7 protein-coding genes and 1 pseudogene are annotated in these 16,460 nt (G+C 57.1%); 1 reads left to right on the top strand and 7 read right to left on the bottom strand.

Annotated features, from left to right (window positions below):
• From AC1D11_RS22065 to AC1D11_RS22045, 5 genes and pseudogenes are all read right to left on the bottom strand, one after another.
• Positions 1-1,246: pseudogene (locus tag AC1D11_RS22065) on the bottom strand (RHS repeat domain-containing protein); the annotation flags it as partial.
• A gap of 86 nt (positions 1,247-1,332) precedes the next feature.
• Positions 1,333-3,984, bottom strand: a complete 2,652-nt coding sequence (locus AC1D11_RS22060) for an FG-GAP-like repeat-containing protein (protein WP_477650071.1) — start codon at positions 3,982-3,984, stop codon at positions 1,333-1,335.
• Between the two features lie 77 nt (positions 3,985-4,061).
• Positions 4,062-6,905, bottom strand: a complete 2,844-nt coding sequence (locus AC1D11_RS22055) for an FG-GAP-like repeat-containing protein (RefSeq protein ID WP_477651379.1) — start codon at positions 6,903-6,905, stop codon at positions 4,062-4,064.
• Positions 6,906-6,962: 57 nt separating this feature from the next.
• Entirely contained in the window at positions 6,963-9,686 is a 2,724-nt protein-coding gene (locus AC1D11_RS22050) for an FG-GAP-like repeat-containing protein (protein ID WP_477650263.1), read from the bottom strand.
• An 82-nt stretch (positions 9,687-9,768) separates the two neighbouring features.
• On the bottom strand, positions 9,769-12,615 hold the full coding sequence (locus tag AC1D11_RS22045) for an FG-GAP-like repeat-containing protein (protein ID WP_477651377.1): 2,847 nt from the start codon (positions 12,613-12,615) through the stop codon (positions 9,769-9,771).
• A gap of 191 nt (positions 12,616-12,806) precedes the next feature.
• Between AC1D11_RS22045 and AC1D11_RS22040 the strand changes: the two genes are divergently transcribed.
• Complete coding sequence (locus tag AC1D11_RS22040; RefSeq protein WP_477650766.1) at positions 12,807-13,052, top strand: hypothetical protein; 246 nt, start codon at positions 12,807-12,809, stop codon at positions 13,050-13,052.
• Positions 13,053-13,103: 51 nt separating this feature from the next.
• Here AC1D11_RS22040 and AC1D11_RS22035 read toward each other — a convergent pair whose 3' ends face one another.
• Together AC1D11_RS22035 and AC1D11_RS22030 are read right to left on the bottom strand one after the other, a co-directional pair.
• On the bottom strand, positions 13,104-13,628 hold the full coding sequence (locus AC1D11_RS22035) for a hypothetical protein (RefSeq protein ID WP_477651495.1): 525 nt from the start codon (positions 13,626-13,628) through the stop codon (positions 13,104-13,106).
• Positions 13,629-13,641: 13 nt separating this feature from the next.
• On the bottom strand, positions 13,642-16,460 hold a 2,819-nt coding region (locus AC1D11_RS22030; protein ID WP_477651494.1), incomplete at its 5' end, for an RHS repeat-associated core domain-containing protein.

Raw genomic sequence — 16,460 nt, 5'->3', positions numbered from 1 at the left:
CGTCGAACCTGGTGTCGTAGCTCCACTGGCTGACGAGGTCGGGCTCGGTGCGCTGGGTCAGGCGGCCCAGGGTGTCGTAGGCCATGGTGACGCTCTGGCCCAGGCTGTCCCTCTGCCAGACGAGCTCGCCAAAGACGTTGTAGCGGTACTCCCAGGCGCCCATGGCAGGGTCGGCCATGCTGGTCTTCTGGCCGCGCTGGTTGTACGCCATGGTGGTAATGGAGCCGGCGGCGTTGGTCTGGGTCAGCTGGCCGAGGGCGTCGTAGGTATAGACGATGCTGTTGCCCTGGGTGTCCAGAACCTGGGCGACCTGGCCCTGGGCGTTCCTGGTGGTGGTCTTGGTCTGGCCTTTGCTGTTGGTGGTGACCGTCGTCAAGCCGCTGTAGCTGATGGTGGTGACGGCGACGCCGCCGGTGGCATCGGGGTCGGGCGACTCTTCGCGGGTGACGCGGCCGAGCACGTCGTAGCTGTACGTGGCCCAGTAGGCGGTGCCGCCTGTGAGTTTGTAGAGGTTGGACTTGCGGGCTACACGGCCCAGGGCGTCGTATTCGGTGTCCTGCACCAGGGTGGGCGCGGCGCCTGCGCCGTCAAAGCCGCTGGTCTGGCTGCGCACGACGCGGTTCAGGGTGTCGTAGTAAGAGCGTTTGTCGGGAGCGCTGGCAGTGGCGTTGGCGGCAAAGCTTTGTTCGATGGCGACCCAGGTGATGGTGGCTCCACCGATGGGGCCGGGGCAGCTGATGCCGGCATCGGTGCAGAGTTTGTAGGCCCAGGTGGTGTAGGTGCCGTCGGCACGGGTTTCTTTGGCTTTGCGGCCAAAGCCGTCGTACTCCCACTGGGTGGCCAGGCTGTTGGGGCCGGTGAGGCTGGAGGGGGCGCCGAAGCGGGCGTCATACACCTTGGTCTCGCTTTGCCCGAGGACGTTGCTGGTGCTCAAGGGGAAGCGGCCGTCTGTGCCGTAGTTGCTGGTGGCGGTGCGGGGCGCTGTGGCACTAGAGATGGCGTAGCCGCTGGCGCCGGCGCAGGCAGACGTGGTGACGCTGGTCTTGTTGCCGAAGTTGTCGTAGGCGTAGTTGGTCTGCAGGCAGTCGTTGGGGCTGTCGGGCTCGACCACTTCTTTGGTGAGCAGGCCGCTGGCGTCGTATTCGAAGCTGCTGGCGCGCACCTTGGTGTCGGCCTGGGCTGAACCCCAGCCGAGCATGGCCAGCAAGGTGATGGCGGCTACGCCTTTGTGTATGTGCTGTTTCATGTTCCCTGCCCTCTTCCTCTTGTGACTTCTTGCTTCTTGCTTCTTGCTTCTGAGCGTTGGTGCTTCGGTTGTATCGCTGTCTTCGTCTACGGCGTGGTGCTGGTGACGCTGGCTTTCTTCAGCCGTCCGAGCACCCAGCTGCCGCTGCCTGTATTGGCGGGCCAGTACTCGTTGACGGTGCTCTTGCTGGCGCCGGCGCTGTTACCCACAGTGATCTGGGTGGGGTCGCCAAACTGCGGGCTCTGGCCGTACTGGTAGCTGTTGGTGACTGTGGGGTATGGGGTGCCGCCCAAGTCCCAGCTTTCTTCGATGCTCTGGCTGGGGTAGACGAAGGTGGTGCCGGCAGTAGAACCTGTGCCTTGTGCATAGGTGTTGGTGGTGCGTTTGAGCACGCCTGCGTTGCCTGAGCCGGCCAGTCTTGTTTCGCTCTTGGTGACGCTTCCCGTCAGGGGCCAGCCCTGGTTGAACTCGGTGTAACTTTCGATGTTGTTCGACAGGTTCTTTGACTTCATCCACCGAAAGCCGAGCATGCCTCTTCCCGTGCCCAGCTCTGCCTTCAAACCGCCGTAGCTGTATTGCGTGGTCACTGTCCCGCCGACTCCGTTGCTGCTTATCACCTCGGTCACGAGATATCCAAATGCCTTGATGTTGAAAGTGGAGGCCGTCGGGCTTCCAACATCCGGTGTATTCACGCCTGTTTTACTTGCGGGCCTGTACTTCACAACTGTTGTAGAAAAGCCGTCTGAAACAGATATCAAAGCCATGCTGCTTTCAGGCCGCTTCCACACGGAGCGATAGGCAGTACCGTTGGCAAACAGGTATCTCGGATAGTCGGCCGTGCCGTCACCGTCAATGTCGATGATCTGCATGCCTTCACCGTCCAGCCCTCGCGACCACAGCGGATAGGGCGGTGCAAATTCAGGTGCTTCCAGCCAGCCACTTCCGGTATTGAGCCAGGCAGTTTTGTAAATCGTGCCGTTGACCCACAGGTTACGCACAATGTCGACCAATCCATCGCCGTTCACGTCAACGAACTGCATACCCTCGTTGTCAAGGCCTCGTGTATAGATCGGGTAAGGGGGCGCAAATTGCGGCGCCTCCAGCCAGCCATTTCCGGTATTGAGCCAAGCGTTCTTGTGGCTTACCCCGTTTACAAAAAGATGACGCACCATGTCTACCAATCCATCGCCATTGATGTCGACAAACTGGATACCTTCGTTGTCGCCGCCTCGGCTCCAAAGGGGATAGGGAGGCGCGTATTGCGGTGCCTCTTGCCATCCGTTACCCGTGTTCAGCCAGGCCGTTCTATAGATATCTCCGCCAACCTGAAGATATCGCACGATATCCACCAAGCCATCACCATTGACATCGACAAACTGCATGCCTTCGTTGTCGAGCCCACGCGAGTACAGCGGATAGGGCGGTGCGAACTGCGGTGCCGATTGCCACCCGTTCCCGGTGTTGAGCCATGCATTTCTGTACCCAACCCCTTCGGCAAAAATATACCGAACAATATCCACCAGGCCGTCCCCGTTGACATCGACAAACTGCAATCCTTCGTTGTCATACCCACGCGAGTAAATTGGATAAGGCGGTTCGTACTGCGGGGCTTCCTGCCAACCATTCCCTGTATTGAGCCAGGCGTTTTTGTAAATCGTGCCATTGACCCACAGGTTACGCACAATGTCGACCAAACCATCGCCATTGACGTCCACGAACTGCATGCCTTCGTTGTCAAGGCCGCGTGACCAGGTGGGATAGGGAAGGTTCAACGCAGGGGCGTCTTCCCAAGTAGATTGCGGCAGCGCATAGGTAAATTGCGTCGGCGCATAGCACATCGATGCGCCGTCGCACCTCTTGATGGAAGCGACCTTTGGCCGAACCGTTCCAGCCGCAGTCGCGTAGGAAACCTCATATCCGGCGGTGGGACTATTGCCCAGGTAGGCATTCACTGTTTTGAGTCGAACCAGGTTTTTGACCAAACTTCCGACGGCGTACATTGGCACGACATCGGGCCGCGATTCATACACAAACCGGACAGAATTTCCCGCAGCCTGGCCAGCAGCGGCATTGCCCGAATAGTCAATGCGGCTGGGATAGAAATCCCCATTAGCGTTGTCTTCGATGTAGCTGAACGTCATGAAGTTGGTCTTGACGTCGCTGATTTTGTTGATCGCCCAGACCTTCACGGTGGGCTTGCCCTGCGCTTCGATTCGGGAGTCGGCCGTGTTGCCGTACTCCATCGTGAGCCCGGCCTTGCTTTGCACTGTGAAGGAGGCCACGCCGTTGCCGGCGGTGCCCGACGCGACTATCTTGCTGAAGCTGTCCAGCTCGGTGCGGTATTCGCTGCCGGCCGCGCCGTAGGTGCCGGAAACCAGGATTAGCCTTTGCCCATCCAGGCAATAACGGTCGTTCATGTCGTAGTTGACGGCACCGCGCACGTTGTCTTGGGCTTTGGTCTTGGGGCAGCGGCCGATGGCGCTGAGGCCACCAAGGCTCCAGCCTATGCCGAGCAAGCCGTTGCCGCCCTGGCTGTTGTAGCTCAGCTCAAGCTTGGGTTCCATGCCGGCGACGCCGGGTGGCACCTGGATGGGGATGCGGTAAGTGGCTGCGCCGCTTTCGTTGACGGCAAACTGTCCGGCCATGGTGCCAGCCACTGTCGTGGTTTGGGCCAACGTGACCGTGCTCATCAGCCACAGGGCTGCGCCCAGCAATACCTTACCTTTGTGCTCCCTCATCGCCCCTGCCCTCATTTTTTTGAATTCTTGCTTTTGCTTTTTAGCTTTTGCTTGGTATGAACTTTAGCTGATTGCCGCTACGGCGTCACGCTCGTCACTGTCGCTTTTTTGAGTCGTCCAAGCACCCAGCTGCCGCTGCCTGTATTGGCGGGCCAGTATTCGTTGACGGTGCTCTTGCTGGCGCCGGCGCTGTTACCCACGGTGATCTGGGTGGGGTCGCCGTATTGCGGGCTCTGCCCGTACTGGTAGCTGTTGGTGACTGTGGGGTATGGCGTTCCTGTCAGGTCCCAGCTTTCTTCGATGCTCTGGTTGGGGTAGACGAAGGTAGTACCCGCAGCAGAACCTGTGCCTTGGGCATAACTGTTAGTGGTGCGTTTGAGTACGCCTGTGTTGCCTGAGCCGGTCAGTCTTGTTTCGCTCTTGGCGACGCTTCCGGTGAACGGCCAGTTCTGGTTGAACTCGGTGTAGCTCTCTATGTTGTTCGACAGGTTCTTGGACTTCATCCACCGGAAACCGAGCATGCCTCTTCCCGTTCCAAGCTCTGCCTTCAAACCGCCGTAGCTGTATTGCGTGGTGACTGTGCCCCCGACTCCGTTGCTGCTGCTAACGGCACTCACTACGTATTGCGGGTAGCGCAAGTCAATCCTCGGGTAATACGTGGGCCCGGTATCCTTGGTGTAGACCGCATAGTCGGTAAGGAATTTCCGGGTCACAGTGGTAGAGCCTCCCAGCCCGGGTTTTATTGTTGTGACAAAGTCAGGTAACCCGTTGGGTGCTACATAGGTGTACCAACCCGCGCCGGGTGTAGTGGTATTGATCAACACGTCAGACCTGCCATCGCCATTAAAGTCTCCAATGAGCGGGGTGGTCCATTGATAGTACGGCGTCAATGATCCTGCATGGCGGAAAGCTCCGTTACCATTTGACAGGTAAACATACCAGCCGGCATCCGACGTGATGGTATTAATCAACACATCAGATTTCCCATCACCGTTAAAGTCCGCGATGATGGGCGTCGTCCACTGGTAGTAAGGGGTCAATGATCCCTTGTAACTAAAGCTTCCGTCGCCCTTTGACAGATAAACATACCATCCCGCATCTGACGTCATGGTATTGATCAATACATCAGAGCGTCCATCACCATTGAAATCGGCAATGATGGGGTTTGTCCATTGGGGATACGGAGTGAGCGAACCCATGTGACTGAAGGTGCCGTTACCGTTCGAGTGATACACATACCATCCCGCACCCGGCGTATTTGTATTGATCAACACGTCAGCCAGTCCATCGCCGTTAAAGTCTGCAATAACAGGTGTCGTCCACTCGGGGTAAGGCGTCAAGGAACTCGTCAAGCCGAACGAGCCATTGCCATTTGACAGATAGACGTACCACCCGGCACCTGGCGTAGTGGTGTTGATCAATACGTCAGAAAACCCATCTCCATTGAAATCCGCAATGATGGGGGTGGTCCATTGGTAATAAGGAGTTAGTGAGCCCTTGTAAGTGAAGGAGCCATCGCCGTTTGACAAATAGACAAACCAGCCGGCACCTGCCGTGTTGGTGTTGATCAGCACGTCCGACTTTCCATCTCCGTTGAAGTCCGCAATGATGGGCGTTGTCCACTGGGAATAAGGCGTAAGAGACCCGGCATGACTGAATGTGCCATTCCCATTCGATTGATAGATATACCAACCAGCACCTGGAGTGTTGGTATTGATCAGGATATCTGCCAGGCCGTCTCCGTTGAAGTCCGCGACGATAGGAGTCGTCCACTCGTAATAGGGGGTCAACGATCCAGTCCAACGGAAAGTCCCATCGCCATTGGACATATACACATACCATCCGGCGCCCGGCGTCATGGTGTTGATCAACAAGTCAGCAGATCCGTCGCCATTAAAATCGGCGACGATCGGGCTGGTCCACTGAGGATAGGGAGTTAGCGAACCCGACAACGTAAAAGCCGCCGCAGCCGAGTCACTGACTGTCAACGTGGTTGGAGGTAGGCATTGACCCGTTTCCGCACATTCAGTCACCGTGCGGGGTCTAGAACGTTGGGTTGCCGTGCCTTGCTCGTAAGCAATCTTGTACTCCCTGACCATGCTCGATGCATTGAAGCTCTTGACATTGACCAGCCGCTTTGGCATCGCGAGCAGTGAGCCAGCCAGATACCTGAGGTCAATGTCTGGCCTCACCTCATAGCTAAACCGAACCGATTGGCCTGTAGCCGAGCCCGCTACGGAGTTACCCGCGTAATCAATCCGATCAGGGTAGTACTCTCCGTTGGTGCTGTCTTCGGTGTAGCTGAACGTCATGAAATTAGTCTTGACGTCGCTGATCTTGTTGATGGCCCAGACCCTGACCGTGGGCTTGCCCTGCGCTTCGATTCGTGAGTCGGCCGTGTTGCCGTACTCCATCGTCAGCCCGGCCTTGCTTTGCACCGTGAAGGAAGCCACCCCGTTGCCGGCGGTACCTGAGGCGATGATGCGGCTGAAGCTGTCCAGCTCGGTGCGGTATTCGCTGCCGGCTGTGCCGTAAGTGCCTGACACCAGAATCAACCTTTGCCCGTCCAGGCAATACCGGTCGTTCATGTCGTAGTTGACATTTCCCCGGGCGCCGTCTTGCACCATGGTGCGAGGGCAGCGGCTGATGGCGCTCAAGCCACTCAAGCTCCAGCCCATGCCGAGCAACCCATTGCCGCCCTGGCTGTTGTAGCTCAGCTCGAGTTTGGGTTCCATACCGGCAACACCAGGAGGCACCTGGATGGGGATGCGGTAAATGGCGGACCCACTTTCGTTGACCGAGAACTGGCCGGGTGTCGCGCCCGCTGCTGTGGTGGTCTGGGCCATCGCCGCAACAGCAGCTGTCGCGCCAATCCAGCACAGCGTCGCCTTGAGCAATGCCTTGCGAAATTCTCTTTGCATCCCCTGCCCTCTTTTGGATTTCTGCCTTTGCTTGTTTCTGACTTTATCTGATCAACGCTACGGCGTCACGCTCGTCACTGTGGCTTTTTTGAGTCGTCCAAGCACCCAGCTGCCGCTATTTGTATTGGCGGGCCAGTATTCGTTGACGGTGCTCTTGCTGGCTCCGGCACTATTACCCACGGTGATCTGGGTGGGGTCGCCATATTGCGGGCTCTGGCCGTACTGGTAGCTGTTGGTGACTGCGGGGTATGGCGTTCCACCTAAGTCCCAGCTTTCTTCGATACTCTGGCTAGGGTAGACGAAGGTGGTACCTGTGGCCGAACCTGTGCCCTGGGCGTAGCTGTTGGTGGTGCGTTTGAGCACGCCTGCGTTGCCGGCGCCGGCCAGCCGGGTCTCGCTCTTGGCGACGCTTCCGGTGAATGGCCAGTTCTGGTTGAACTCGGTGTAGCTTTCGATGTTGTTCGACAGGTTCTTTGACTTCATCCACCGGAAACCGAGCATGCCCCGGCCTGTGCCCAGCTCTGCCTTCAAGCCGCCGTAGCTGTATTGCGTTGTCACTGTCCCGCCGACTCCGTTGCTGCTGGTGACTGTGCTCACTACGGACATAGGTGTCTGGATATCCAGCACGGGATAAGTTGACCCGCTGCCCTTGGTATAAACAGCCGTGCCGGCGATTGAAGTGCGTTCAATGGCAAGAGCCACAGTAGAACCGTCAGTCACTGAATTCAGCAAATCGGGCCGACCATTTCCACCACTTACAAAGTGGCTACCTGACGACCCGATCAGATACAGGTCGGTCACGCCATCCCCGTTGTAGTCACCGGGGTAAATATTGAATGCTCCTCTCCAGTCGTTATTCACCACAGTCCGAACACACATATTTTCGTTGCTGGTGTTCAGATTGACGCCTGAACAAAAATAGCTCCCCGGTCCGGCGTTCCCTACCAAATAAAGATCCGTAATGCCATCGCCGTTGTAATCGCCTGGGTAAATGCTAAAAGTATCTTTCCAATTGTTGTTTGCCACAGTCTGAACACAATTGTTGAGACTGTTGGCTTCAGCAACAGCTGGTCCCGGACAGAACAGGCTATTAACCGCTCCCACGTAATACAGGTCGGTTATGCCGTCACCGTTGTAGTCCCCCGGGTAAACGTTGTAGTAGTCCTTGAGGTTATTACCAGCTACGGTTTGGGTGCAGGTAATCCACGTGCCTGTACAAAAATGGCTTCCACCGGCACCGACCAAATAAAGATCGGTAATACCGTCCCCGTTGTAATCGCCAGAATAAATGTTGTAGTTATCTTTCCAATTACCTGTCGGCATCTGCACACAATTGCCGAGCATATTGACTTGAGAAACGGCAGACCCTGGGCAGAAAAAAGCAACAGCTGTCCCAATGAGATACATGTCGGTGATGCCATCACCGTTGTAGTCCCCGGGGTAGACACCGTAGTAATCTTTGATGTTGTTACCAGTAACGGTCTCGACACAATTGCTCAGGCTATTGGCTCCAGCAACAGCCGGCCCCGGGCAGAATAAACTGTTAACCGCTCCCACGTAGTACATGTCAGTGATGCCATCACCGTTGTAGTCCCCGGGATAGACACCGTAGTAATCCTTGAGGTTGTTACCTGCAACGGTCTCAACACAATTGCTGAGGCTATTGGCCCCAGCAACAGCTGGCCCCGGGCAGAATAAGCTGTTGACCGTTCCCACGTAGTACATGTCAGTGATGCCATCACCGTTGTAATCGCCGGGATAGACAGCGTAGTAATCTTTGATGTTATTACCCGCCACGGTCTGTACTGCGCTGACAGGATTATTCAACCCTCGTCCGCCATCCGACCAGGCAAAACTTTTGGCAGGAAAACAGGCTCCACTTCCGTCGCAGTAGTCAATTGATGAAACCAATGTTCGCGCGGTGGCGACGCTTGGCGGCCCATAATTCACGCGATAGTTGGCAGCAAGAGTTGCACCAATATACGTTCGTGCATTGAGTAATCTTTTTTGGGCGGCAACGGCGCTTCCCCCCAGATACATTCGCACAATGTCTGGCCTTGTCTCATAGCTGAACTGAACCGAGTTATTTGCAGCCTGCCCAGCTGCTGAGTTGCCACTGTAGTCAATCCGGTTCGGATAGAAATCCCCATTGGCGTTGTCTTCAACATAGCTGAACGTCATGAAGTTGGTCTTGACGTCAGAGATTTTGTTGATGGCCCAGATCCGCACACTGGTCTTGCCCTGCGCTTCAATTCGTGAGTCGGCCGTGTTGCCGTACTCCATCGTCAGCCCGGCCTTGCTCTGTACCGTGAAGGAGGCAACACCGTTGCCCGCTGTTCCTGAGGCAACGATGCGGCTAAAGCTGTCCAGCTCGGTGCGATATTCGCTGCCGGCTGTGCCGTAGGTGCCGCTGACCAGAATCAGCCGCTGCCCGTCCAGGCAATAACGGTCGTTCATGTCGTAGTTGATACTTCCCCGGGCGTTGTCCTGGGCCATGGTTCTGGGGCAGCGGCCGATGGCGCTCAAGCCACCCAGGCCCCAGCCGACGCCGAGCAAACCATTGCCGCTCTGGCTGCTGTAGCTCAGCTCAAGCTTGGGTTCCATGCCGGCGACACCGGGGGGAACCTGGATGGGGATACGGTAAGTGGCTGCGCCGCTTTCGTTGACGGCGAACTGCCCGGCCATGGTGCCGGCCACTGTGGTGGTCTGGGCCTGAGCAAGCGTGAATGCGCTTAGCCACAGGGCTGCGCCCAGCCATACCTTACCTTTTTGCTCCCTCATCGCCCTGCCCTTTTTTTGATTCTTGCTTTTGCTTTTTCAGCTTTTGCAGCTTTTGTTTGCCACCAACTTTAGCGGATTCACGCTACGGCGTCACGCTCGTCACTGTGGCTTTTTTGAGCCGTCCGAGCACCCAGCTGCCGCTGCCTGTATTGGCGGGCCAGTATTCGTTGACGGTGCTCTTGCTGGCGCCGGCACTATTACCCACGGTGATCTGGGTGGGGTCGCCAAATTGCGGGCTCTGGCCGTACTGGTAGCTGTTGGTGACTGTGGGGTATGGCGTACCACCTAAGTCCCAGCTTTCTTCGACGCTCTGGCTGGGGTACACGAAGGTGGTACCTGTGGCCGAACCTGTGCCTTGGGCGTAGGTGTTGGTGGTGCGTTTGAGCACGCCTGCGCTGCCTGCGCCGGCCAGTCTTGTTTCGCTCCTGGCGACGCTTCCCGTCAACGGCCAGTTCTGGTTGAACTCGGTGTAGCTCTCAATGTTGTTCGACAGGTTCTTTGACTTCATCCACCTGAAGCCGAGCATGCCTCTTCCCGTCCCAAGCTCTGCCTTTAACCCGCCGTAGCTGTATTGCGTAGTCACTGTGCCGCCTATGCCGTTGTTGCTGGTGACTGTGCTCACCACGTATTGCGGGTAGACCAGGTCTGCTTTGGGGTAGGCCGAAGCGTTGGGCGCAGTGTCTTTAGCGTAGGTGCTCACGTTTCCAACCAGGGAACTCAAAGCGATCGTGGTCACATCACCGTTTCTGGAAGCAGTTTCCAGGCGGTCATTGGTATTGGGCAAAGAGGTGGTGCAGTAATAGCCGTCGCTGGCGCGTCCACAAATATCTGCAACGCCGTCACCGTTGATATCCGCATACCGCATGGTGCTGTAGTACTGCGGGTAAGCCCAGCCGTTGTTGTCGCCGTAGCTGGCCGACCACTGCGTCAACCCACCAAAACCATTGGTGCCGTTGTTCAGCCCACAATAAAAACCATCGTAAAGGCGGGCGCAAATATCGGGCAGGCCATCGCCATTGATGTCGACATACCGGATGGTGGAATAGTACTGGGGAAGGTTCACGCCACCTGCATCGGTAAAGGTTGGCGACCACTGCGTGATGCCGCTGAAACCAGTGCCGTTACCGGTGTTGATGGCGCAGTAGATCCCATCTCCTCCGCGGGCACACACGTCTGTCAGCCCGTCGCCATTCAAATCCACAAACTGGATCGTGCCGTAGTACTGCGGCAAGTTAAAGCCGTTGACGTCACTGAAGCTTGTTGTCCACATCGATCCTGCCGCAAACCCGGTTCCGTTGCCAAGATTCAAGGCGCAATACAACCCATCGCCCCCACGGCCGCAAACATCCGGCAGGCCGTCGCCATTCAAATCCATGTACTGGATGGTGCTGTAGTACTGCTCGGCACCCCAGCCATTGTTGTCTCCGTACTGCGTCGACCAACGCGTTACAGCGCCAAACCCGGTACCGTTGCCAAGATTCAAGGCGCAATACAGACCGTCCCCGCCGCGGCCACATATATCCGTCAAGCCGTCACCATTGAGGTCCAGATACTGGATGGTGCTGTAAAACTGCACAGGGCTCCAGCCGTTGTCGTCGCCATAACGGGTGGACCATCGGGTCAGAGAAGAAAAGGTGGTGCCGTTGTTGAGGCCGCAATAAATGCCGTCAATCAGCCTCGCACAAATATCCGGCAACCCGTCTCCGTTCACATCGGGATAACGAATGGTGTTGTAGTACTGTGGCTGGTCCAGCCCACCGGCATCGGTGAAACTGGTCGACCAGCGGGACAGTGTGCCGAACCCGGAGCTTCCGCCCAGGTTGAGTCCGCAATAGATCCCGTCGTAATTGCGGGAGCACAAATCCGCGAGGCCATCATTGTTGACATCCACCAGCACCAGGTTGTTGTAGTACTGCGGCAAACTGAAGCCGTCTGCGTCGCCAAAGCGTGGATGCCATTTGGCTAGTGGCTGGAGCGACGTATTGGTGACAGCCTTGTACGCAAAAACGCTTTGGGGCAAACAGGTACCACCCGGCGCGCATTCCGCAACGGTCAGCAGTCTGGAACGGCTGGTAGCGGGACTTGGGCTGTATGTCAACGAATAGGTTTTCGTGAGGGTGCTGCCGTTGTACAGCTGAATGCCGCTGATGCGCCTGTCCTGCTGAATGAGGCTGCCTCCCTGGTAAACCTTGGTCTTGTCGGTCCTGGTGGTGTCGTATTGAATGCTGATGGACTGACTGCTCGGCAAGCCCGCTGTTGCGTTGCTGCCATAGCTGATAGTGAGCGGGGCGTACACGCTGCTATCCGCACTCTCGTAATAGCTGAACGTCATGAAATTGGTCTTGACGTCAGAGATCTTGTTGATGGCCCAGACTCTGACCGTGGGCTTGCCCTGCGCTTCAATTCGTGAGTCGGCCGTGTTGCCGTATTCCATCGTCAGCCCGGCCTTGCTCTGCACCGTGAAGGAGGCCACGCCGTTGCCCGCGGTACCTGACGCAATGATGCGGCTGAAGCTGTCTAGCTCAGTGCGGTATTCGCTGCCGGCAACTCCGTAGGAGCCGTTGACCAGAATCAACCTTTGTCCATCAAGGCAGTAACGGTCGTTCATGTCGTAGTTGACGGCGCCGCTCACGTTGTCCTGGGCTTTGGTGCGGGGGCAGCGGCCTATGGCACTCAAGCCGCCAAGGCCCCAGCCCATGCCTAGCAAACCGTTGCCGCTCTGGCTGGTGTAGTTCAACTCGAGCTTGGGTTCCATGCCGGCAACGCCGGGTGGGACCTGGATGGGGATGCGGTAGGTGGCAGCACCGCTTTCGTTAACAGAGAACTGCCCTGCCATGGTGCCGGCCACTGTCGTGGTCTGGGCCCACGTGACCGTGCCCAACAGCCACAGAGCTACGCCCAGCAATACTTTGCTTTTTTGCTCCCTCATCGCCCTGCCCTCTTTTTTTGATTTTGGTCGTCGTCGACTTTAGCTGATCGCCGTTACGGTGTCACGCTCAAACGGGCCCCGACTAAGCCGTTCAGCTGCGCCAGCAAGATCTGAACAAGGTATTTGCTTCGGCGGAGACCTCAAGGAAATCGGTGTCGATTGCGCAACCTGAACCTGGACGGACGGCTGGTGTGCTCCGCCTGGAGTTTGAGCTGGGTGCGATGGCTAAAGCATCGACGGTGACGGAGGCGCTCAACGGCGGTTATGAAAGTCGGCCCTGGCAACTTGAGAGTGTGACGGGTGGGGGTAGCGGTACCCCCGATAGGGTTCGCTTCAGCGCAGATGGTTCGGGGTTTGTGGTTTGTGCAACTCAGCAAGCTTTGATTGCGGCAGCGGGGCAAATCATCCGCTACTTGTTGAATTCCGTCGAATTCTGATCCAGTTAGCGCAGTATGGAGTCAGACTTCAGCGCAATTCACTAGGTGGAGTTATTCGCCCTTAGAGGTCTTAGAGGTGTTTTTGATGAGAAACGGAATGCGAGCTCCGATACAAAACGAAAAAGAAAGGACTATGCTGTAAATCAAATAATGCGGAAGCGCGACGCACCAATTTCTCAACGCAATCTCAATCGGAAATCGACCGAGGAGAGTCGCAAGTAATGCGAACAAAAGTACAACGATCACTACCCCAACGACAACGATTGGTACATAACTCATTTGAATTTTTCGAAGCAGCACAACCAGCGGCACACCAAAAACGGCAGCCATAAAGTAACAAAAAATCATCTCTACCAAGACTTGGTTAATAGCTGCACCAAGATCGTTGATGCCATAGCTGGCTAACACCCCTATCGGTACCAGCATGGCTCCGTAGCCACGCCAAATATTGCGGGTACCTAATGCATTGAATGAGCGCGGTAGAAGCTTGCACAAGGCCTCGTTGCTTACATGCATTATCAGTATTACCACGGCAATGAATGGCAATATATAGGGGAGGATGCTGCCTGTTTTCAATTGAAGTTTTCTGTCAACAAGAACCAAATCTTAAACATGCACCCACCGCTTGGGCATTTTCGAACCCAATGGTGCGAAACAACGCAGCGCCGAGTCGGCTATTTGCATCTGCCATGAAAGCACTAGAGTTTGTCCCTACTCCAGCTGACCAAATATGCACATTTCCTGCGGCATTAACTGATAGCCACCGAACGACGTAACCGTCATGAAACATGTGACCATTAGAGGTTCCATTTATTATTAAATCAGGATTAACCCGGTATTGAGTAATAGGATTTCCGCCACGAAGCACCGCGGCACGCTCTTGACCTACAGACGTACATCCGCCTTGTGCTGGAGCCGAATTACATCCAAGCTGTGAGCGAGCCGCAGCCAAGCAGCCATCTGTCGAGACGTTACATAGCGTTGGACTACTCTGTGGTTCTGAGAAATGTGATCGTGGATCTTTTAGGTCGTAGTCACTTCCATTACACGCGTGCGCGAGACAGTTGTACATATACCCGAAGGCGGCAGTAACTGCGCCATTTTCGAACTTTCCTCCTGCGATCACAGAGCCGACCCCACCGACGATAGCAATCTTCGCAATTTGCAATTCACGACTGCCACCGCCGACATACGGCGTCGCCAACTCAGCAAAACCTGCAGACAGCGCACCAGACTGGCAGCTACCCCCACTTGCAACGCTGGAAGCACAGCCAACGGCAGCATGGGCCGCAATACTACCAATTGAGCCCGGTCCGCCAAGGTCCATACCTCCAACAATATTGAATGCAATTGCAGTACCGAAACTAATAGCACCGGCTTTAAAGGCCGCAGACATAGACCCCGTACTTTGATAGGCATAGTATGAAGAGAACGCCGCCGACCCAAGGGGCCCACCTAAAGTACCAGCTACTATTTGCCCCGCAGCGTAGATCAGCGGATTGCTCATCACAAACTGGTCTATCTGCTTCTGCCCCGGCTGGGCCGCGATCAGATTGAAGGTGTTTCTCGGAGACGGATTGATTGAGAATGAGACGAACGCCTTGAGCAAGCCCCCCAAACTGAAGTAGCCACTGGGATCCGTGAGCGCCAGCGGATTATTCAGGACATAGGTGTAGCGGTTGTAGCTCTGCGCAAACGCCGGATCCTGGATGAACGGATCCGCACTCATGAACCTGCCGATGAGCGGGTCATAGATCCGCCCATTCATGTGAATGACCCCCATCTCATCGAGGTGCTCATGCATGGTGTAGCCGCGGTCGGTGTTGTAGCCGACGATTGAGTCCAGCACATCCGGCGTGCCGTTCACAAACCTGCGCTTGCCCCAGGCATCAAAGGCCATGCGCTCGACCACCGTTCCGGTTTCATCACTGATCGCCACCACGCTGCCCAGGTGGTCGTGGTGCATGTAGCTGGTGGTCGTGGCCGTCAAGGTACCCAGGGTGCCGGTTCTTTGCACAAACAGCGCAAACACCACCCCACCGGCGCTCATGTAATGCTTGTTCTCGGTGACGCCTGTGGCCTTGAGTTCTTTCTCGTAAGAGAGGCCCAGGGAGTCTTCACCGTTGAGGTACCAGGTCGTGCCCGGGGTGGGCCCGCCCGTGACGGTCTGCTTGATGCGCTGGTGCTCGGGGCCGTAGACGAAGGCGAGGTTGCGGTCTACCGGGCCGGCCGTGCTGCCCGACATGTTGCCGAAGGTGATGGCCGCCGGCATGTTGAAGCTGGTGTAGGTCTCGCCGCGGTACGTGTGGCGGCTGTTGACGGCGTCCAGGCTGACGGTGTATTCGAGGTTGCCATTGCCGACGGTGACGCCGTTGACCGTTTGGGCGCCCGGCTTGTAGTCGTCAAAGGCATAGGTCAGCTGGCGCGTGCCGGTCAACGCGATCTGCGCGCCGGGGGCGGTCTCCAGCGTGATGTTGGTCATGCGGTTGGGCCGCTGGCCGTCATACCAGTAGCGGCCCACATCGCTCTTGTAGGTGATGTTGCCGCGGGCGTCGTACATCACCTCGGTGGTGGTGGGCGGGCTGACGGCGCCGCCCAGCAGGGTGTTCAGGGTCAGGCGGTTCAGCGTGTCGTAGCTGAAGCTTTCCTGGGTGCCGACGCCGGGGCTGTTGTCTGATCGGGTGGTCAGGTTGCCCAGGGAGTCGTAGGTGTAGCTCTGGCTCAGCACATTGCCGGTGGCCTGCCCGTCTTTGGTGGCGGTCTGGCCGGTGAGCTTGCCGGTGGCTTCGTTGTAGGCCTTGACGGTGGTGACCTGGTTGCCCTGCCTGTACTGGGTGATGTGGCCTTGGGCGTCCATGGCCAGCACTTCGTAGCTGACGGTCTGGGTGAAGCCGTTGGTGCCGCCGCCGTTGACTTGCTTCAAGTAGCCGGTGGCGCTGTAGACATAGCTGGCCTGGTAGCCGGTGGGCCAGGTCTTGCCGCTCATGCGGCCGGTGACGGCGTCGTAGGCGACGCTGACGACAGCCGGCGTTGAGGGGTTGTCCAGCACGGTGGAGGTGGCGCTGGGGCGGCCAAGGGCGTCATAGGTGTGTACGCGTTTGTAGCCGTTGTCGGCCTTGGCTTCGCAGAGCTTGCCGATGCCTTTGCCGCAGGCGCTGCCGTCGAACCTGGTGTCGTAGCTCCACTGGCTGACGAGGTCGGGCTCGGTGCGCTGGGTCAGGCGGCCCAGGGTGTCGTAGGCCATGGTGACGCTCTGGCCCAGGCTGTCCCTCTGCCAGACGAGCTCGCCAAAGACGTTGTAGCGGTACTCCCAGGCGCCCATGGCAGGGTCGGCCATGCTGGTCTTCTGGCCGCGCTGGTTGTACGCCATGGTGGTAATGGAGCCGGCGGCGTTGGTGCGGCGTTGGT

The sequence above is a fragment of the Polaromonas sp. P1_E11 genome, from assembly GCF_056405995.1.
The sequence above is the reverse complement of the archived record's forward strand: the minus strand, read 5'-3'. Positions and strand labels throughout refer to the sequence as shown.